This is a genomic window from Amycolatopsis sp. FDAARGOS 1241, from assembly GCF_016889705.1.
Taxonomy (GTDB): Bacteria; Actinomycetota; Actinomycetes; order Mycobacteriales; family Pseudonocardiaceae; genus Amycolatopsis.
The window spans coordinates 1,574,116-1,593,088 of sequence record NZ_CP069526.1 but is presented as its reverse complement, the minus strand read 5'-3'; the positions used below and the strand labels follow the sequence as shown (position 1 = coordinate 1,593,088).

The window sequence follows — 18,973 nt, the reverse complement described above, 5'->3', positions numbered from 1 at the left end:
ATGATCGCGCATCGGCGGCTGTTGCCCGTCCGGCAGGGCCGGACCGACGATGTGGTCATGTCCGCTGTGCAGAGCACCTCAGCGCCGCACGGCATCACCCAACTTCTCCTCCCCGTGCCGCCCATCGCAGCGGGCACCGGCTGTCGGAGCGCGATCTCGCTGTCGACCAGGTCACGCCGGCCTATGCCGTGCACTTCGGCAACCCAGCCCGGACCCGCTGCCCCTGCTGCGGCTACGGCTTCGAACTCGACGACGCCCCGCGGAAGGGAACGGAGCCGATCAGCTGCGAGGCGTGGTTCTGGGAGTGGGCGGATCGCGGGCACCCGTGGCACGAGCGCGACCGCCGCCCGGCGAGCTGGGCCGACACCACCCCGCTGACGGCCGCGGGGCGCGCCGGATGGTGACCACCTTCGTCGCGATTTCCGGCTGAGGTCCGCGCAGAGCGGATCGCCCGGCCTTCGCCGGGCCGCTACCTTTCCCGTCGAACGTCAGCAACGGCGCTTGACGGGAGGTCTGGAATGCCGGTGGAGCTAGCGTTCCCCGAACCGGAGCGTGTCGGAGGGGTTCTCCCCGAACTTGGCCCGGTACGCCTGGGCGAAACGGCCGAGGTGGCCGAACCCCCAACGGAAAGCCACCTCACCGACGGAGACGGCCGGCCGCGACCCGGCCCGCAGGTCCGCCCGGACCCGCTCCAGCCGGCAGTCTCGCAGGTAAGCCATGGGCGGCGTGCCGACGTAGCGCCGGAACCCCTCCTCCAGCGAGCGGACGCTGATGCCCGCCTGCTCGGCGAGCCGGGCGATCGTCCACGGCTCTTCGGGACTGGCGTGCATGAGGTCGACCACCCGTTTGACGGTCCGCGGCCGCGGGCTCGCACCCGGCTCGGAAAGCGCCTCGCGGTAGCTGTGCGGCTGTCCCCAGAGCAGCCCGCCCACGATGAGCCCGCGCAGCTCCGCGGCGAGCAACCCGTCCCTGGTGAACGCGCCGGGCGCGTCCAGCTCGGCGGCCAGGACTTCGACCGCGTGCAGCCACGCGCGGGCGGCCGGCTGCGTCAGGTCCATCGCCATCCGGAACCGGACCGGCGCGTGCAGCGGACGCTCGAGCCGCCGGACGATCTCGCCTTCGACGAAGCTCCGGTCGATTTTGAGGCACAACTGCTCGCTCCCGGCCTCCCAGCGGTCGAGCACGGTCCGGCCGACGGGGTTGAACACTGCGGCCGTGTGCGGCGTGGCGAGGACACGCTGGTCGCCGCACGTCGACGCGACGGCGCCGGCCAGCGGAACGTTCACGTGGTAGGCGGTCTGCAGGTCGCCGCAGTCCTTGACGATCTCGGCCCCGTAGGACAGCCGCCCGATCGTGAGCGGTCCCACGGTCAGCGTGCGCATCGTGAAGTCGAAGTCCCGGGTTCGGTGCGTGGGTTCGACCCGGAGCGGGTAGTAGACGCGGCTCAGCTCTTCACGGGCGAACGCGAGATCGGTGGTGCAAAACGCTTTCGGCGTGCCGGACGGGCCGGCACCCGCCGCGCGGTGACCGGCACACATGCCCGGATGCTAACTCGACTCGAATCACCGGACAAGGCGCGCAGGAGGTGGCCGGCGTGGAGCTACGGCAGCTGAAGGCGTTCGTCGTCGTGGCGGAAGAGCTGCACTTCGGCCGCGCGGCCGACCGCCTGCACATCGCGGCTTCGCCGTTGAGCCGCCAGATCCGCAGCCTGGAACGGGAGCTGAAGGCGGCGCTGTTCCGCCGCACGACCCGCCGCGTCGCACTGACCCCCGCCGGGCGGGTCCTGCTCGAACGGAGCCGCGCGATCCTGCGGGAGGTGGACGTGGTGACCCGCACCGTCGCCGAGCTGGCCACCGAATCCACGGCCCGCGTCACGATCGCGTTCACCCGCTGCGCCGCCCAGACCCTGCTCGCGCGGATCATGGTGACCGCTCGCCGGTTCGGTGACCTCGAAGTCGACCTGCACACGGATCTGCTCACGCCCGCGCAGCTGGACGCGATCACGAGCGGGGCCGTCGACATCGGGTTCCTGGTGCGAGCGGGCGAGCCGATCCCCGCCGGACTGCGCTCGCACTCCCTGACCGCCGGCGCCTTGCGGGCCGTGGTGCCCGCCGGGCACCCGCTCGCGCAGCGCGCGGTCATCGACATCGCCGACCTCGCGGCCCACGACCTGATCTCCTTCCCCGCGCCGACGCGGTCGGTGGTTCGCGAGGTCACCGAGAAAGCCTGTGCGCGAGCGGGGTTCCGGCCGCGGTTCGCCTACGAGGCCGGCGAGACCGCGGCGATCCTCAACCTCGTCGCGGCGGGCCTGGGGATCAGCCTGCTCCCCGTGCCCGTCGACCTGCTCGGCCCCGGGCTCGTGCACCGGCCGGTGACGCCGGAAGCCGGCATCGAGATCAGCATGGTGTGGCGCGACGACGAACAGCGGCCGCCCGTACTGCGGCTGATCGCGGCGATCCGGCGATCGACCCGGCCTGCGCCTCGGACCGAGAGCCGTGAAGCCGCCCCGTTGAGCACCGCGCCGTAGGCGGCCGGCTGTCCTTTTCGGACATAGGGCGCGCCTCGGGGCGGTGAACCGCGGATCCATGACAACCGGTACCGGGCGCTGGTGACTGGATCCCATCGGCGCCCCCCGCATCCGTCCACGCCGAGCCTCGTGTCGCCGGCCGCCGTGCCCGGACGGCTGGTCGCACTTCACCCTCGAACCCGGCTGGTCCCGGTCCCGGACCGCCGATCTCCTAGACTCGGCTGCCACGTGACGGAGGGACGGGGATGGCCGAGGTGAGCGCTCGCCGGCCGCCGTCGGGGCGGCCGCGCACGCACGGTGTCGATGACGCGGTGCTCAAGGCGACCATCCGGCGGCTCATCGAAGACGGATATCGGGGGATGTCCGTGGCGAAGGTCGCGGCGGACGCCGGGACGAGCCGGCCGACGGTGTACCTGCGTTGGCCCAGCAAACAGGCGCTGGTGGTGGCCGCGGTCCGCTGGACGTTCGAGCAGCCGCTCACGACCCTGCCCGACGACGGGGCCGGCCTGCCGCCGAAGGAGCGGCTCCTGCACTTGCTGCGCACGATCGAGCCGGCCGAGGACCGCGAGCACCGGCAGCTGTACACCACCTTGCTCGCGGAGAGCAACCGCGTCCCCGAGCTGCTGCAGCTGCTCGAAGAGCACGTCGTGCAGCCTCGTGCGCGGGCCGTCGCCGAACTGCTCGAAGCGATGCAGCGGCGCGGCGAGATCCGGCCGGACGTGAACACCGAGCACGCTGCGATGATGATCTACGGCGTCCGATTCGTCGACAGCCTCTACCTCGTTCGAGCAGCCACCGACCGCGATCGGGAGAGCGTGAAACTGCTCTGGCCTTCGCTCACGTATGGCTTGGCGTAGCGCGACACCCGCTGACGCTCGCATTCCGTGAGGCAACGATCACAGTGCGCTCATGGTGCTGATTCAATTACTTGTCAGTAAGGTAAAGGTAGTACGTGATTTTTCGACCGCGGAAGGCGGTGGCAGGAGTGATCACATCGGGAGTCCCAGAGGACCGGGCGCAGCGGATGGCCCGGTTGCTGGCGACCGATCCGGAGTTCAGGGACGCGGCACCCGACCCCGCCGTCCGGGAGGCCCTGTCGCGGCCGGATCTGCCGCTCATCCGGATCGTCGAGCACGTGATGCACGCGTATGCCGATCGACCGGCGATCAGGGAACGCCGGTCGGCGCTGGTCACCGACCCGGTTTCGCGCCGCCGGGCACGCCGGCTGGTGCCCGGGTTCACGACCCGCACCTACGGACAGGTGTGGGCGCGCGCCACGGCGATCGCGGCAGACTGGGCCGGGCGCGGGCTCCGCGCCGGGGATCGTGTGGCCACCATCGGGTTCACGAGCGCGGACTACGCGACGCTGGACCTGGCGGCGGTCCGCCTCGGCGTGGTCTCGGTCCCGCTCCAGCCGACCGCTTCCGTGGCCCGGTTGCGGGCGATCGTCGAGGAAACCGAGCCGGCGTTGCTCGCTTCGAGCCCCGCCTACCTCGGCACGGCGGCCGAACTGACGCTCTCGGCGGAGTCGGTTCGGGCCGTCGTGGTGTTCGACCATCACCCGGAGGTCGACGACGAGCGGGAGGCGTTCGAGGCAGCCCAGGCGGAACTCACCCGCGCCGGCCGTTCGATCGGCACGCTCGAGGCGGCCATCGAGCACGGGCGCACACTGCCGGCCCCGCCGTTGCCCGAGCCGGCGCCCGGCGAAGACCCGTTGAGCTGTGTGGTCTACACCTCTGGCAGCACCGGCACGCCCAAGGGCGCCTTGTACCCGGAGAGCCTCGTGCGACGGTGGTGGACGGGCGCGCTCGGCGCGGCCGGCGAACCGGCGATTGCGGTCAACTTCATGCCGATGAGCCACATGTTCGGCCGGGCGACGATCGTGGACACCTTCGGCCGCGGCGGGATCAACCACTTCACGGCCAGGAGTGATCTGTCCACGTTGTTCGAGGACTTGGGGATGGCGCGGCCCACCAGCTTGATGACCGTGCCCCGGCTCTTCGACACGCTTTTCGAACGCTACCAAGCCGAACGCGACCGCCGCCGCGGCGAGTTCACCGTCGATGCCGAGCTCGACGCCGCCGTCACCGCGGACATCCGGCGCCGGTTCCTCGGCGATCGGCTGCTGCACGCCGTGGTCGGCAGTGCTCCGACGTCGCCGGAGATCCGGGCGTTCGCCGAAGCCGTGCTCGGAGTCCCGCTGCACGAAGTGTACGGAGCCACGGAGTTCGGCCTGGTGCTGGTGGACGGCCGGATCCAGCGACCTCCGGTGCTCGAGTACAAGCTGGTGGACGTTCCCGAACTCGGCTATTCCACTTCGGACCGGCCGCATCCGCGTGGCGAGCTGCTGGTGAAGACCGATCCCGTGTTCCCCGGTTACTACCGGCGGCCCGAGGTCACCGCGTCGGCGTTCGACGAAGACGGCTTCTACCGCACCGGTGACATCATGGCCGAAACCGGTCCCGATCGGCTGGAGTACGTGGACCGCCGGGCCAACGTGCAGAAGCTCTCCCAGGGCGAGTTCGTCACTCTGTCCACAGTAGAGCTGACCTTGGCGGCGAACCCCCTGATCCACCAGATCTTCGTCTACGGCAGCAGCAGCCGGCCGTATCTGCTCGCGGTGATCGTGCCGACCGGTGAAGCGCTGCGGGCAGCGGACGGTCCGGCGTCGCTGAAGGCCGAGCTCGCCGCGGCGCTGCAGACGACCGCCCGGCAGGCCGGCCTGGAACCGTACGAGGTCCCGCGAGATTTCCTCATCGAGACCGAACCGTTCAGCATCGGCAACGGACTGCTGTCCGACATCAGGAAACAGCTGCGCCCGCGCCTTCGCGAACGCTACGGTGATCAGCTGGACCAGCTGTACGAGGAGATCGAACGGGGTCAGGACGACGAACTGCGCGCACTGCGTGCGAACGGCGCCGACCGGCCGGTGTACGAAACCGTCGCCCGCGCGGCGCAGGCGCTGCTCGGCTGCGACAGCACGGACCTCGGCCCCGAAACGCAGTTCACCGACCTGGGCGGGGATTCGCTGTCCGCGTTGTCCTTCGCCCACCTCCTGTGCGAGATCTTCGGTGTGGAGGTGCCGGTCGCCGTCATCCTCAGTCCCGCCTCCGATCTGGGGGCTATCGCCCGGTACGTCGAAACCGAGCGGAGTTCCGCCGGGCAGAGGCCGACCTTCGGCTCCGTGCACGGTACGGGTGCCACCGAGGTGCGCGCGGCCGATCTGCGGTTGGAGAAGTTCCTCGACGGGCGGACCCTCGAAGCCGCGAAACGACTCGCTCCCGCGGCGGGTGAGCCGAAGACCGTGCTGCTGACCGGCGCGACCGGGTTCCTCGGCCGGTTCGTGGCCCTGGACTGGCTCGAACGCTTCGCCGAACGCGGCGGCAAGCTGATCTGCCTCGTGCGCGCCACCGACGACACCGAGGCGCGCCGCCGCGTCGAAAAAGTCTACGACACCGGCGACACCGACCTTGTGCGCCGTTTCCGTTACGTCGCCGAAGACCACCTCGAGGTGCTCGCCGGCGACTTGCAAGAGGCCCGGCTCGGCCTGCCGGAACCGCTCTGGTCACGGCTCGCCGCCGACGTCGACGCGATCACGCACGTCGGTGCGCTGGTCAACCACGTGCTGCCGTACGAGCAGTTGTTCGGCCCGAACGTCGTCGGCACGGCCGAGCTGATCCGGCTGGCGGTCACGGCGAAGCTCAAGCCGTTCACGTACTTGTCGACCATCGGCATTGCCGATCAGATCGACGCCAGCTCTTTCGCCGAGGCCCCGGACATCCGGCGGCTCAGCCCCGTGCGCCACTGCGGCGAGGGTTACGCCGACGGCTACTCGACCAGCAAGTGGGCCGGCGAGGTACTGCTGCGGGAGGCGCACGAAATGTGCGGGCTGCCGGTCGCCGTGTTCCGGTCCGACATGATCCTCGCGCACCGCCGCTATGCCGGCCAGGTCAACGTGCCGGACCTGTTCACGCGGCTGCTGTTGAGCGTTCTCACCACCGGCCTGGCCCCGAAATCCTTCTACCGGACCGAGGACGGCGCGCCCCCGGCCGCGCACTACGACGGGCTCCCCGTCGATTTCACCGCCGAAGCCGTGAACACCCTCGGCGCCCGCGGATACGACACCTACCACGTGCTCAACCCGCACGAAGACGGCATATCACTCGACACCTTCGTGGACTGGCTCGCCGCGGCCGGTCACCGGATCGAACGCGTCGACGACTACTCGGAATGGCTTCGCCGGTTCCGGGCGGCGCTGGGGAAACTGCCCGAGGACCAGCAGCGGCACTCGGTGCTCCCCCTCTTGCACTCCTACGAGCACCCGGCGGAGCCGGCCCGTGCCGGCATCGCGCCCTCAGACGGTTTCCAGGAAGCCGTGCGGCGGAACAAAATCGGTGTGCCGGGCTGCATCCCGCACGTCACCGAGGAACTGATCCTCAAGTACGCCACCGATCTGCGAGTGCTGGGCCTCGGGTGACCGTCCGTATTACAACGCCTGCCCGAACATCGTGGCCGCCTCCCGCGCAGTCGGCGTACCCAGATCGAGATCCGCGCCGGCATCCTTGAGCGCAGTGACGATCTCGTTCTCCCCCTTGAACAACGCCCCGGCGATCGGCGTCTGGCCCCGAGCGTTGCAGAGGTCCGGATCCGCACCCTTCGAGAGGAGGTACCGCACAGTCTCGAGCCGCCCGTGGTAAGCGGCGAGCATCAGGAGTGAATTGCCGGCCTCGTCGAGTGCGTTGACCTCCAGGCCGTGCTCGATGAAGTCCGCGAGCTCATTCGTGTTGCCGTCGCGCGCGAGATCCGCCATGACGGCTCGCGCTCGCTGGTGAAGATCTTCGCGCGCGACCACGGGATGTTCGTTGTCCGACATGATGTGATTCCACCGATTCCGTACAGCGCAAGCAGGAAAAGTGTCGCCGGTGACCGCAAGCCGGACCGCCCCGTCACGGGTACGGGGCGGCCCGGTTAGTCCGGAGAGGACCTCACAGCGCGCCGAGGGCCTCACAGGCCTTCTGCACGCCCTCGCCATACGCCGGGTCGGCCTTGGTGCAGTTCTCGATGTGCTTGAGCACGGTGACCTTCCGCGCACCCTTGATCGCGCGGGCCGTGTTCTCGAACAGCCGCTGCTGCTCGTCCGCGCTCAGCAGGCGAAACAGGTCGCCGGGCTGGGTGTAGTAGTCGTCGTCGTCCTCGCGGTAGTCGAAGTGGTCGGCGCTCGCGCCGATGGCCTGCGCCGGGTCCGCGTAGGCCGGCTGCTCCTGCCAGCGGCCGAAGCTGTTCGGCTCGACGCCCGGGACCCCGCCCTGGTTGCCGTCGACGCGCATGGTGCCGTCGCGGTGGTAAGTGTTCACCAGCTTGGCCCCTCGGGGGTAGTTGACCGGGATCTGGTGGTGGTTCACGCCGAGGCGGTAGCGCGCGGCGTCCCCGTAGGAGAACAGCCGGCCCTGCAGCATCCGGTCCGGGCTGTAGGCGATGCCCGGGATGAGGTTGGCGGGGGTGAACGCGGCCTGCTCGACGTCGGCGAAGTAGTTGTCGGGGTTGCGGTTCAGCTCGAATTCGCCGACCTCGATGAGCGGGTAGTCCTTCTTGCTCCACACCTTCGTCAGGTCGAACGGGTGGAAGCGGTAGGTCGCGGCGTCGGCCTCGGGCATGATCTGCACGAACAGCTTCCACTTCGGGAAGTCGCCGCGCTCGATGGCCTCGAACAGGTCGCGCTGGTTCGACTCGCGGTCCTGCGCGATGACGGCGGCGGCTTCCTCGTCGGTCAGGTTCTCGATGCCCTGCTGGGTGCGGAAGTGGAACTTCACCCAGTGCCGCTCGCCCCCCGCGTTGATGAAGCTGAACGTGTGCGAGCCGAAGCCGTGCATGTGGCGGAACGACTTGGGGATCCCGCGGTCGGACATGACGACCGTGACCTGGTGCAGCGACTCGGGCAGACCCGTCCAGTAGCCCCAGTTGTTCTCGGGGTCACGCAGGTTGGTGCGCGGGTCGCGCTTCACGGCGCGGTTGAGGTCCGGGAACTTCAGCGGGTCGCGGTGGAAGAACACCGGAGTGTTGTTGCCGACGACGTCCCAGTTGCCTTCTTCGGTGTAGAAACGCACGGCGAAGCCGCGGATGTCGCGCTCGGCGTCGGCGGCACCGCGCTCACCGGCGACGGAGGAGAAGCGCGCGAACATCTCACACTCGTTGCCGACCTTCCCGAAGAGGGCGGCCTTGGTGTATTGCGAAATGTCGTGCGTGACGCGGAACGTGCCCCACGCGCCGGAACCCTTGGCGTGCATGCGCCGCTCCGGGATGACCTCGCGGTCGAAGTGCGCGAGCTTCTCCAGAAGCCACAGGTCCTGCAGCAGCACCGGGCCGCGGGCGCCCGCGGTCAGGCTGTTCTGGTTGTCCACGACCGGCGCACCGGCGGCCGTGGTCAACGGCTTCGTGTTTTCCTCGAAAGCCATTCCCATCCTCCTCAGTTCGGGTGTTGCGCTGTTGTGCCTGGTGCGACGCAGGCTGGGCAGAGTCCCCAGTAGGTCACTTCGGCCTCGTCGACCACGAAGCCGTGCGTGGTGGCGGGCGTGAGGCATGGCCGCTCGCCCACCGCGCAGTCGACGTCCTCGACCGCGCCGCATCCCCGGCAGACCACGTGGTGGTGGTTGTCGCCCGCGCGCAATTCGAACCGCGCCGGCGACCCGGCGGGCTCGATCCGGCGCACCAGCCCGGCCTCGCCCAGCGCAGCGAGGATGTCGTACACCGCCTGCGTCGACACCGCCCCGATCTCCCCGCGCACCGCGCGGACGACCGAGTCGACATCGGCGTGCGGCCGCTGTTCCACCGCGCGCAGCACAGGCTCCGCTGCTTGGTGACCCGCAGTGCGACACCGCGCAGCCGCTCCGCTGGATCCGTGGCCGACATGAGCGCATCAGATCACGTTTTCTGGAACAAGTCCAGAAAATAGGCTTGACTCGTTCAAGTGAATTGACTCGCAGTCGATCAAGGCTCGCGCACCGGGTTCAGCCACTTGAGCAGCAACGATGCCCCCGTGGCGCAACGACGCGGCCGCGCGGGCGCCGTAGTTCATGGCACCCCGAGCCGCTTGAGCGCGCTCACGGGAGATGACAGTCACCATGCTTGACCATCCCCGCGATGCGGGCACCCGTGATCATCCCGGGTCACGAAGAGTGAAACCCGGGCTGACGGTTTGTGGGGCTGATGGACCGGTGGCCAAGATCAACCGGGAAACAGCTGAGCCAGCTTCTCCTCGGCGACGCCGAGTACCCAGCCCAGGAAAAGCACGGACACCTCGCCACTGAGCGGGCTGTTCGTCACCACCGCGTCACGCCACGACCCGCCGGCCCGCACGACTACGGCGACCGCTGTCCCCTGAGCAGGGTCGCGGAACTCCATGACGCGATCGCCGGAAGTGGCGCGCAAGGAATCGATCACCTCGATATCCCTGCCTTCGAACACTTCCCGCGTGGCCTTCACCCGGGCGGCGATCCCCGGCCCGTGGAGCCGAACGGGGCGCACGGGTTCCGCAGCCGCCGTCGCCAGGCGATCGATCCGCTGCGCGGCGTCGAGCAGGAACCGCGGCAGCTTCGCGCGAGCAGCGAGCACTTCGACGCCGAGAACCCGGCCGTCCTGGGCGAAGTCGAGGTTGATCATGCCGTCGACCTCGATCGGGTCGCACGGGTACGTGTACGCCGACTTCTCGGGGAACCGCGGATCGGTGAAATACACGTACGCCGCGTTCGCCGAGGCGTCGTAGGTGACCGTGAGATTGGCCAAAGAGCTGTGTCCTTCCAGGAATCGACGCTTCCGCGGTGAAGACACTAGCCGCCAAAGCGGTCCTGGCTCACGGATTCGGGAGCACGTCCGTGTCGTGGAGGTAGAACGTGCGCTGTTCCGTGAAGGTCAGCACCGACTCGATCCCGCCCAGCCGCCCGTAGCCCGAGGCGGCCAGCCCGCCGAAGGGCACGTGCGGCTCGTCCCCCACCGAAGGGCCGTTGACGTGGACGGCGCCGCAGCGGAGGGAGCGGGCGAGGTGCCACGCGCGGGACGGGTCGGAGGACAGGACGGAGGCGATGAGGCCGTACGGGGTGTCGTTGGCGGCCGCGATCATGGCCGGCTCGTCTGCATACGGCTGGCGGGTGACGAGCGGAGCGAAGAATTCCGTGGAGTACAACGGGGAATCGGGGGAAACGTCGGTCAGGACGGTCGGGGTGGCGTAGCGGCCGTCGGCGCTGCCGCCTGTCAGCAGGCGGGCCCCGCGCGACACGGCGTCGCCCGCCAACGAGGTGAAGCGTGCCGCTGCGGCGTCGGTGATGAGGGGACCGACGGCCGTGGTGTCGAGCCGGGGGTCGCCGACGGGAAGGGCCGCGGCGCGGGCGGCGACGCGCTCGCACAACTCGGCGAAGGCGGAAGTGGCCACGAGGACGCGGTCTGTCGACATGCAGACCTGGCCGGAGTTCGCGAAGGCGGCGAAGACAATGCGGTCGGCCGCGGTGTCGAGGTCGGCGTCGGACAGGACGAGGGTGGGGTTCTTGCCGCCGAGTTCCAGGACGGCCGGCGTCAAAGCGTTCCCGGCGACGGAGGCGATGCTGCGCCCCACCGGCGTCGAGCCGATGAACACGACCCGGCGGACGGCGGGCTCGGCGACCAGCGAAGCCACCAGTTCCTTGCTGCGCGAAGGGCTGCACGTCACCACGTTCACCACCCCCGCCGGGGCGCCCGCGCGGGTCAGGACGTCGGCGAGCAGGTGACCGGCCGCGTGCGGCGCCAGTTCGCTGGGCCGCAGGATGACCGTGTTGCCCAGCGCCAGCGCGATCGCCACGGACCGCGCCGACTGCACCACCGGCGCGTTCCACGGCACGATCGCCAGCACGACACCCGCGGCCGTCCGAAGGCTCAGGTTCGCGCCGGACGGATCCGCGGACGGAAGCACCGAGCCCAGCGGGCTGCTCGCCAAGCCGGCCGCCTCGCGCAGCGTCGCCGCGGCTTCCGCGGTGTTCATCTCCGCCCACCCGCGCACCGCGCCGACCTCCAGCGCGAGCGAGTCGCGGTTGCGCGAAAAATCGGCTTCCAGCAGGTCGGCGGCGCGCAGCAGCACGGCCCGTGTCTACCTCGGCGACGAACGGCTCGAGCCGGTTTACGCGGAAGCTGCCGCCCGTGGCACCGTGGTGTTCCTGCACCCGACGACGCCGGACGCCGCCGAGCACCTGGCGCTGGGATATCCGCGGCCGATGCTCGAGTTCATGTTCGACTCGACGCGCGCGGTCACGCAGCTGATCCTCTCGGGCGCGCTGGAGCGGCACCCGTCGCTGCGCGTGATCGTGCCGCACGCCGGCGCCGCGCTGCCCGTGCTCGCGAACCGGATCGAGCTGCTCCTGCCGCTGCTCGCGAAGCCCGGCACGCCGACGCCGGACATCCGCAAGGCGTTGAAGACGGTGCACTTCGACCTCGCCGGCGCCCCGGTGCCCGAACTGCGGGGCGCGTGGTTGTCGGTCGCGGACGCCGCGCACCTGCACTACGGCAGCGACTTCCCCTTCACCCCGGCCGATTCCTGCGTGGCACTGCGCGAGAAGCTGCTCGCGACGGACCTGCTCGGCGACGAGACGCGGGCGGGTGTGTTCGGCCGGAACGCGCGGGAATGGTTCCCACGCCTCTCCTGACCCGCATGTCAGATATAGTTTCCCGCATGGCAGGACCAGTAGAGAAGACGAGTGCCTACCGCGAGCGCAACTCCACGGCCGACCGCGCGCTCGACATCCTCGGCATGTTCACCGACGAGGTGCCGGTGCTGTCGGGCAACGCGGTCGCCACGAAGCTGGGCGTCGCGAAGTCGACGGCCTACCGCTACCTGCAGAGCCTCGTGAAGAACCGCTTCCTCGAAGAGGCCCCCGGCGGCGGCTTCCGCCTGGGGCTCAAGGTGCTGGAACTCGCGCGGCTCGCGCGCCGGACCTACGGCCTCTCCGAGGTCGCCGCGCCCGTGATGACCGACCTCGCCGAGGCCGTGCACGAGACCGTGCTGCTCACGCGCCGCACCGGCAACCTCGTGGTGTGCCTCGACCGCGCCGAATCGCAGACGCACCGCGTGCGCATCTCCTACGAGCGCGGCAGCACGCTCCCCCTCAACGCCGGTGCGTCGGCACTGGCGCTGCTCGCGTGGAGCGACCGCGCCGAGGTCGAGGCCGTGCTGCGCAGCACTCCCCTGCAGCGCTTCACGCCCGCCACGCTCACCGAGGTCCCCGACGTGCTGAAGCGCCTGGACCAAATCCGGGACGACGGCTACGCCATGACGCGCGCCGAGGTGGACCCCGAGGTCCTCGGCATCGCCGCCCCCATCCGCGACGAATCCGGCACCGTGGCGGCGGCCGTCAGCGTCGCCGCCCTCGCGACGCGCGTCGCTCCCGGCGAGGAACAGGCCATTGTGGACAAGGTGCTGGCCGCCGCGGGCCAGATCAGCGAACGACTGCTCCTGACGACCCAGTGACCGTCGAAGCGCTCAACGACCTGGCGAAGCGCTACGTCGACCCGGTGCTCAAGGAGGCGGGGTTCACGAAGCGCCGCCAGCTGGTGTGGTCCATCGTTTCGCCGGAAGGGCACGCCGTCCTCGCCAAGATCCGCAGGTGGACGACGGCACCGGAATACTCGTTCTTCGTCGAGACGGCGGCGATTCTCGCAATTCTGCGCGACTACCACGACAACGGCGCACGATCAGCCCGGCTGAACGACGGCTGGGAACTGTTCTTCACCGGGCTGGACGAGCTGGCTCGAACTCTCGACGCCGGCTGACGTTTCCGCCGGCCGCCACTACCCCGACTTCTCGGTGTTGAGCGGGCTCGGACCTGACTTCGCGAAGGTGATCCACGAGATCGACAGCGGTGACGCGCGGGAACTGGAGGAGTGGATCAACGACCTCATCGGCCACGGCGCCGATCGGAAACTCCTCGAATGGCTGCGCCGGCGCCTCCACACGACGGCGAGGTGAGCACGGCCAGCCGCTCCAGGACCTGGCGATGCGCTTCGTCGCTTTGCTGAAGAAGCTGAATGCCCGGGTGGGAGCACGGCGAAAACCGCGGAGGCAGGGGACGGCTGCCTCCGTGGTTTCCCTTCCCGGTCAGCTCTCCGCGCGGACGCGGTTGACGAGCCGGCCGATGCCGTCGACCTCGACGGTGATTTCGTCGCCGTCGGTGAGGAACAGTTGGGGGTCGCGGCGGTAGCCGACGCCGCCCGGGGTGCCGGTGAGGATGAGGTCGCCGGGAAGCAACGTGGTGAACTCCGAGATGGTCGACACGAGGGTCGGGATATCGAAGATCAGGTGGGACGGGTCGGCTTCCTGCAGCTTCTCGCCGTGCAGCAGGGTGCGGATGCCGGCCGCCGAGACGTCGGCGTCGGCGGGCGGCACGAGGAACGGGCCGAGCGGGGTCGAGTGGTCCCATGCCTTGCCCTGCAGCCACTGGTGCGTCTTGTACTGGTAGTCGCGCATGGTGAGGTCGTTGGCGACCGTGTAGCCCAGCACGTGGTCGAGGGCGTCGTCGCGGGACACCCGGCGCGCGGGGCGTCCGATCACGACGGTCAGCTCGGCCTCGTAGTCCACCTGTACCGACTCGGGCGGCAGCACGATGTCGTCGTCCGGACCGACCAAACTGGACGCGAACTTCGTGAACAGCACCGGGTACTCGGGCAGGGCCCGGCCCGTTTCGCCGACGTGCGTGAGGTAGTTGAGGCCGACGCAGATGATCTTGTCCGGGTTCGGCACCACCGGGCACAGTCGCACGTGCGCCACCTGCACGGCTTCGCTCGGCAGCTCGTATTTTTGAGAATCAGGACTATACGAGAAGCAGCAGATGGCCCGATAACAGGTTTTTCCCAGGTCAGAGCTCGATTTCGAGCCGCAGCGCGACCTCCCGGAAGACGTCCGAAAGCCGGCTCACGGCGTCCGACGGCGGGTGCGGCAGGCGGGCGAGCAAGATCCGACGGCGCTCGGACGGGCCACCGCGAACGGGGAGGAGGCGGACGCCCGGTGGCAGGACCGGGGCGATCGACGGGGGCACCGTGGTGATGCCGCAGCCGGCGGCGACGAGGTGGAGCTTGGCGAGCCAGTCACGGGCGGTGTGGGCGATGTCGGGGCGCTCGTCGAGGCCCGGCCAGACGCCCATGAGGTGCTCGTTGCGCGAGCCGGCGATCCAGCGCCGGCCGTGGAGCTCGGCGACATCGACGTAGTCCCCGTGAGCGAGCGGGTGCGCCGCGGGGACGGCGACAGCCAGACTGCGTTCGGTGAGCGTCTGCACGTGCAGGGCCGGGGTTTCGGTGTCCGGCGGGCGGAACGGCGGGGCCGACGCGATCAGCGCCAGGTCGACCGTGCCCGCGCGCAACGACCGGACCAGCGCGGGCGTGCTCCCCTCGTGCGTGGTCACCCTGATGGCGGGATGCGTGCGGCGCAGCTGCTCGAGCGCCTGGGGCACGAGGGCGGCGCCGGCGCTGGCGAACCAGCCGAGGCGCACGGTGCCGTGCCCGTCGGGCAGGCCGGCCAGGTCGCGGGCGGCGGCGTCGACCGCGTCGACGACCGCGGCGGCGCGGCGCACGACGAGCCGTCCCGCGGGAGTGAGGCGCACGCCGTCGTGGCGGCGTTCGACGAGCGGCGCGCCCGCGGCTCGTTCGAGGGAAGCGATCTGGCGCGAGACGGCGGACTGGGTGTAGCCGAGCGCGGCGGCCGCGGCGGTGAACGAGCCGCGCTCCGCCACCTCCCGGAACACGCGCAGCGCCGTGAGCGACGCATCGGTGAAAGCCATGCCGACTACGCATACCCCACGTGCCGCGCTTTCGCTACCGGCATGGTCTCGCGAAGCCTAGCGTGGCCGGTATGAACCCGATCAAGACTCCGTCCGGGTTCGCCAGCACGGCCGCCGAGGTCGCCGAGGGCGTCGACCTGGCCGGTCGCCGCGCCGTCGTCACCGGAGCGGCGTCCGGGATCGGCGTGGAGACGGCCCGGGCCCTCGCCGCCACCGGCGCCGAGGTGACCCTCGCCGTGCGCGCCACCGCCGCCGGCGACCGGACCCGCAAGGACATCACCGCGACCACCGGCAACACCGCCGTGCACGTGGCGGCGCTCGACCTGACCGAACCGGCGTCGATCGCCGCGTTCACGTCCGCGTGGGACGCGCCACTGCACGTGCTCGTGAACAACGCCGGGGTGATGGCGTGTCCCGAGCAGTACACGGCGCAAGGCTGCGAGTGGCAGTTCGCCACCAACCATATCGGACACTTCGCCCTCGCCACCGGACTCCACACCGCGCTCGCCGCCGATGGCGCGGCCCGGATCGTCGCCGTCAGCCCCAGTGGGCACAAGCTGTCGCCGTGCGCCGCTACGACCGGTGGCTCGCGTATGGACAGTCCAAAACGGCCAACGTCCTGTTCGCCGTCGAAGCGACGCGACGCTGGGCCCGCGATGGCATCACGGCCAACGCGGTGATGCCCGGCGGCATCTTCACCAACCTGCAGCGGCACACCGAGGGCCGCGGCAGCGGGGCCGTCCCGCCGGAACTGATGAAGACGCCGGAGCAGGGTGCGGCAATGTCGGTGCTGCTGGCCACGTCGCCGCTGCTCGCGGGCATCGGCGGGCGCTGTTTCGTCGGCTGCGCCGAGACGCCGACGATCGACCGCCGGGGCGAGGTGCCGCAACTGCACGGGGTGGCGCGCTACGCGCTGGATCCGGCGAACGCGCAACGCCTGTGGGACTACACATCACGACTTCTGGAGGAAGCATGACCATCGCACTGGTCACCGGGGCCGCGCAGGGCTTGGGACTCGCACTCGTCGAAGGACTGGCTCAGCGGCTGTCCACTGAGGACACCGTGTACCTGACCGGGCGGGATCTCGGGCGCGTCACGGCAGCGGTCGACGCACTGCCGGCAGGCGGGGCGCGCGTGCGCGGTGAGCTGCTGGACGTCGCCGATCCCGCGTCCGTCGTCCGGCTCGCCACGACGCTGCGCGAACGCCACGGCGGGGTCGACGTCGTGTTCGGCAACGCGGTGATGCGCGTCGGCCCGGACGACGACCCGCGGGACATCATCGACGAGTACGTGAACGTCAACAACTTCGGCACCACGCGCCTGCTGCGGGCTTTCGCGCCGCTGCTGCGAGACGGCGGCAAGCTCCTCGTCGTCGCGAGCTCGCTCGGCACGCTGCGCCGGCTCGCCCCGGTGCTACACGACCTCTTCGACGGCCTGACCTCGTTGGACGACGTCGACAAGGCCGTCTCCGACTGGCGCGACGCGGTCTTGGACGGCAGCGCCCGCGCCGGCGCGTGGCCCGCGTTCGTGAACATCCCGTCGAAGATCGGGCAGGTGGCGGCCGTGCGCGCGCTGGCCGCGAGCCGCCGCGAGCTGGATGCCGAGCGCGGCGTCCTCGTCGCGGCGGTGTGCCCGGGGATGATGAACACGCCGACCTCCGCGTTGTGGTGGGACGTCAGCACGGCGCCCAGCCCCGCCGCGGCGGCCGTGCCGTTGCTCGACTTGGCGTTGTCGCCGACGGAACCCGAGTTCTACGGGCAGCTGATCCGCTACGGCAAGGTCCTGCCGTGGGGGAGCTGTCACAGGATCGTGACAGTCCGGTCGACGGGCGCGCACACAGGGTCACCACGCTGATCCTGACCGTGGTTCTCACCCGAGAAGGAGCGCCTGTCCGTGAAAGTCCGAAGTGTGCTGGCCGCCGTGGCGGCCGCGGTGTCCGTGTCGGCCCTGGCTGCCGTGCCGGCGTCGGCGATCGTCGGCGGAGTGGAGTCCCCGCACGCGTATCCGTTCACCGGCGCGTTGATCCGGCCCGGCGAGGGGCCCAGCCCCGACGGGCAGGTGTGCGGGGTGACGTTGATCGCGCCGCAGTGGGTGGTCACGGCGTCCCACTGCGCGCGCAACACGTACGAGCAGCAGGTCGGCCAACCGGACGACTGGTCGGTACGGCTGGGGTCGACGAGCAAGACGTCCGGAGGTGAACTCATCCCGATCGAGAAGTACGCGCGGCGTTCGAACGGTCCACAGCTGCATTACGTCTTCGGCAAGGACATCGCGCTGCTCAAGCTGGCGCACCCGGCGAAGGCGAAGCCGATCGGGGTCGCCACGTCGACACCGGCCGCGGGCACTCCGGCGCGGATCATCGGCTGGGGCTCCACGTGCGCGGACAAGGCGTGTTACCCCGCTGAGCTGCGCGAAGCCGACACCCAGGTCCAAGCGACCAGTACCTGCCAGGTCAGCTTGACCGATCTGTGCATCGGCGCGGTCGACGGCAGCGTCGGGCCGGCCAACCTGGACTCGGGTGGGCCGGCCCTGGTGAAGAACGGCGCTGACTGGGTGCTGGCGGGCGTGGTCAGCGGCGGCGACACCAACTCGCCGGGCATCTACACCGACGTCGCCACGTACCGCGACTGGATCGCCGAGAACACCGCCGCCGAACGCCACCCGACGCTCGAAGGAGTCGCACGGCTCGACGGGTGCTCGGGGTCCATCGTGCGGAAGCGTGGCTCGGCGGCAACGGATCCGGCGCTGTTGCTGACCAACGGCCACTGCGTCAAGGGCGACCGGCCCGCGGTCGGCTCGGCGGTGACGAACCGCGCCGAGGCCCGTGACGTGACCGTGGAGGACGCCGCGGGCAACCCGAAGTCCACTGTGCACACGATGAAGCTGCTCTACGCCACCATGACCGGCACCGACATCGCGCTGTACCAGCTGGACAAGACTTACGCTCAACTCGGCGGCGTCAAGGTGTTCGACCTCGGGACTTCGGAGGCCGCGCAAGCCGAGCAGGTCAACGTGCTCTCGGGGAACGCGAAGAAGGCCTGGGCGTGCGCCGTCGCGAACATCGTCCCGGAGCTGCGCGAGGGCGGCTACAGCCTGCACCACGCCATCCAGTACACCGAAGACTGTTCCCCCGGCGGCGGCGACTCGGGCTCCCCGATCGTCGACGCGCACACCGGCCAGGTCGTGGGCATCCACAACACCTCCAACGGCCAGGGTGGGGTCTGCACGGATGGCAACCCCTGTGAGGTCGACGAAGACGGGGTTGTGTTCGTCCACATGAGCCGGTCGTACGGCGAGCAGACCTCGGGAATCCCCGCTTGCCTCGGCGCGGGGTCCACTGTGGATCTGTCGCTGAGCGGGTGTGGATTGACGAAGCCGAAGGCTTGATCGGTTCGCGGTGGATGGCCCCGGGTCCGGCGCGGCCCGGGGTCAGAGTCGGGTTTGAACCGGTTGGGCACAAATCTGATCGTGACACGAACCGCATCGACCTGAACTCCCCACTCGACGGCAACGCGTCCGGTGCAGACCAGTAGACCCTCGAAAAGGAATATCCGGGATGATCACGAATCAGTCTCTGCAACAGGACTCGGGGTGAAGATCCGGCAGGATTCACGCCATGCGTTTGTCCGGGAGATTCTGCGCCGCAGCTCTGGTTGTGGTG

At 70.0% G+C, this 18,973-nt stretch carries 18 protein-coding genes and 1 pseudogene; 11 read left to right on the top strand and 8 right to left on the bottom strand.

Translation table 11 applies throughout. The features are described from left to right. Nucleotides 1-530 precede the first annotated feature (530 nt). On the bottom strand, nt 531-1,538 hold the full coding sequence (locus I6J71_RS07845; protein ID WP_204094114.1) for an AraC family transcriptional regulator: 1,008 nt from the start codon (nt 1,536-1,538) through the stop codon (nt 531-533). A 56-nt stretch (nt 1,539-1,594) separates the two neighbouring features. On the opposite strand from I6J71_RS07845, the gene I6J71_RS07840 reads away from it, so the two are divergent. From I6J71_RS07840 to car, 3 genes are all read left to right on the top strand, one after another. After that, nucleotides 1,595-2,527 (top strand): LysR family transcriptional regulator, encoded by a 933-nt coding sequence (locus I6J71_RS07840; RefSeq protein WP_204094113.1) that lies wholly within the window; start codon nt 1,595-1,597, stop codon nt 2,525-2,527. A 245-nt stretch (nt 2,528-2,772) separates the two neighbouring features. Next, a complete protein-coding gene (locus I6J71_RS07835) occupies nt 2,773-3,384 on the top strand; it encodes a TetR/AcrR family transcriptional regulator (protein WP_204094112.1) in 612 nt (203 codons plus the stop codon). Nucleotides 3,385-3,512: 128 nt separating this feature from the next. Next, nucleotides 3,513-7,004: a carboxylic acid reductase gene (car, locus tag I6J71_RS07830; protein WP_239154511.1), complete on the top strand. Its 3,492-nt coding sequence runs from the start codon at nt 3,513-3,515 to the stop codon at nt 7,002-7,004. Nucleotides 7,005-7,013: 9 nt separating this feature from the next. On the opposite strand, the gene I6J71_RS07825 is transcribed toward car, so the two are convergent. From I6J71_RS07825 to I6J71_RS07805, 5 genes and pseudogenes are all read right to left on the bottom strand, one after another. Beyond that, entirely contained in the window at nt 7,014-7,400 is a 387-nt protein-coding gene (locus I6J71_RS07825) for an ankyrin repeat domain-containing protein (protein WP_204094111.1), read from the bottom strand. 112 nt (nt 7,401-7,512) lie between these two features. Further along, on the bottom strand, nt 7,513-8,979 hold the full coding sequence (locus tag I6J71_RS07820) for a catalase (protein WP_204094110.1): 1,467 nt from the start codon (nt 8,977-8,979) through the stop codon (nt 7,513-7,515). Between the two features lie 11 nt (nt 8,980-8,990). Beyond that, a pseudogene (locus I6J71_RS07815) lies at nt 8,991-9,433 on the bottom strand (Fur family transcriptional regulator). Nucleotides 9,434-9,748: 315 nt separating this feature from the next. Beyond that, a complete protein-coding gene (locus I6J71_RS07810) occupies nt 9,749-10,306 on the bottom strand; it encodes a DUF2283 domain-containing protein (RefSeq protein WP_204094109.1) in 558 nt (185 codons plus the stop codon). Nucleotides 10,307-10,373: 67 nt separating this feature from the next. Beyond that, the gene (locus I6J71_RS07805; RefSeq protein ID WP_239154510.1) at nt 10,374-11,627 is read right to left on the bottom strand and encodes an aldehyde dehydrogenase family protein; all 1,254 of its coding nucleotides are present in this window, start codon (nt 11,625-11,627) and stop codon (nt 10,374-10,376) included. Between the two features lie 67 nt (nt 11,628-11,694). Between I6J71_RS07805 and I6J71_RS47795 the strand changes: the two genes are divergently transcribed. The 4 genes from I6J71_RS47795 to I6J71_RS49690 all read left to right on the top strand — a co-directional run bounded on the left by I6J71_RS47795 (nt 11,695) and on the right by I6J71_RS49690 (nt 13,508). Then, a complete protein-coding gene (locus I6J71_RS47795) occupies nt 11,695-12,189 on the top strand; it encodes an amidohydrolase family protein (protein ID WP_239154509.1) in 495 nt (164 codons plus the stop codon). A 26-nt stretch (nt 12,190-12,215) separates the two neighbouring features. Continuing rightward, the gene (locus I6J71_RS07795; RefSeq protein ID WP_239154508.1) at nt 12,216-13,010 is read left to right on the top strand and encodes an IclR family transcriptional regulator; all 795 of its coding nucleotides are present in this window, start codon (nt 12,216-12,218) and stop codon (nt 13,008-13,010) included. Next, nucleotides 13,007-13,312 (top strand): hypothetical protein, encoded by a 306-nt coding sequence (locus tag I6J71_RS07790; protein WP_204094105.1) that lies wholly within the window; start codon nt 13,007-13,009, stop codon nt 13,310-13,312. Before I6J71_RS07795 ends, I6J71_RS07790 begins: the two co-directional genes overlap by 4 nt. Before the next feature lie 67 nt (nt 13,313-13,379). Further along, nucleotides 13,380-13,508, top strand: a complete 129-nt coding sequence (locus I6J71_RS49690; protein ID WP_255570798.1) for a hypothetical protein — start codon at nt 13,380-13,382, stop codon at nt 13,506-13,508. Between the two features lie 129 nt (nt 13,509-13,637). Here the strand turns inward: I6J71_RS49690 and I6J71_RS07785 are convergent, their stop codons facing one another. Further along, nucleotides 13,638-14,297: a fumarylacetoacetate hydrolase family protein gene (locus I6J71_RS07785; RefSeq protein ID WP_239154507.1), complete on the bottom strand. Its 660-nt coding sequence runs from the start codon at nt 14,295-14,297 to the stop codon at nt 13,638-13,640. 97 nt (nt 14,298-14,394) lie between these two features. Continuing rightward, nucleotides 14,395-15,312, bottom strand: a complete 918-nt coding sequence (locus I6J71_RS07780) for a LysR family transcriptional regulator (RefSeq protein WP_204094104.1) — start codon at nt 15,310-15,312, stop codon at nt 14,395-14,397. Between the two features lie 71 nt (nt 15,313-15,383). Between I6J71_RS07780 and I6J71_RS07775 the strand changes: the two genes are divergently transcribed. The 4 genes from I6J71_RS07775 to I6J71_RS07765 are packed head-to-tail and all read left to right on the top strand — an operon-like array spanning nt 15,384 to nt 18,699. Next, complete coding sequence (locus I6J71_RS07775; protein ID WP_370542095.1) at nt 15,384-15,992, top strand: SDR family NAD(P)-dependent oxidoreductase; 609 nt, start codon at nt 15,384-15,386, stop codon at nt 15,990-15,992. Further along, nucleotides 15,992-16,288 (top strand): hypothetical protein, encoded by a 297-nt coding sequence (locus I6J71_RS50395; protein WP_370542094.1) that lies wholly within the window; start codon nt 15,992-15,994, stop codon nt 16,286-16,288. Before I6J71_RS07775 ends, I6J71_RS50395 begins: the two co-directional genes overlap by 1 nt. Then, nucleotides 16,285-17,166, top strand: coding sequence for an SDR family NAD(P)-dependent oxidoreductase (locus tag I6J71_RS07770; RefSeq protein ID WP_204094103.1), 882 nt, complete (start codon nt 16,285-16,287; stop codon nt 17,164-17,166). Before I6J71_RS50395 ends, I6J71_RS07770 begins: the two co-directional genes overlap by 4 nt. Before the next feature lie 39 nt (nt 17,167-17,205). Further along, nucleotides 17,206-18,699 (top strand): trypsin-like serine protease, encoded by a 1,494-nt coding sequence (locus I6J71_RS07765; protein WP_204094102.1) that lies wholly within the window; start codon nt 17,206-17,208, stop codon nt 18,697-18,699. Nucleotides 18,700-18,973: the final 274 nt, after the last annotated feature.

What these genes read in the sequence shown, in the direction of transcription:
- I6J71_RS07845 (WP_204094114.1), bottom strand. Translation starts at nt 1,538, where the DNA reads ATGTGTGCCGGTCACCGCGCGGCGGGTGCCGGCCCGTCCGGCACGCCG.
- I6J71_RS07835 (WP_204094112.1), top strand. Translation starts at nt 2,773, where the DNA reads ATGGCCGAGGTGAGCGCTCGCCGGCCGCCGTCGGGGCGGCCGCGCACG.
- I6J71_RS07825 (WP_204094111.1), bottom strand. Translation starts at nt 7,400, where the DNA reads ATGTCGGACAACGAACATCCCGTGGTCGCGCGCGAAGATCTTCACCAG.
- I6J71_RS07820 (WP_204094110.1), bottom strand. Translation starts at nt 8,979, where the DNA reads ATGGCTTTCGAGGAAAACACGAAGCCGTTGACCACGGCCGCCGGTGCG.
- I6J71_RS07795 (WP_239154508.1), top strand. Translation starts at nt 12,216, where the DNA reads ATGGCAGGACCAGTAGAGAAGACGAGTGCCTACCGCGAGCGCAACTCC.
- I6J71_RS07780 (WP_204094104.1), bottom strand. Translation starts at nt 15,312, where the DNA reads ATGGCTTTCACCGATGCGTCGCTCACGGCGCTGCGCGTGTTCCGGGAG.
- I6J71_RS07775 (WP_370542095.1), top strand. Translation starts at nt 15,384, where the DNA reads ATGAACCCGATCAAGACTCCGTCCGGGTTCGCCAGCACGGCCGCCGAG.
- I6J71_RS50395 (WP_370542094.1), top strand. Translation starts at nt 15,992, where the DNA reads ATGCCCGGCGGCATCTTCACCAACCTGCAGCGGCACACCGAGGGCCGC.
- I6J71_RS07770 (WP_204094103.1), top strand. Translation starts at nt 16,285, where the DNA reads ATGACCATCGCACTGGTCACCGGGGCCGCGCAGGGCTTGGGACTCGCA.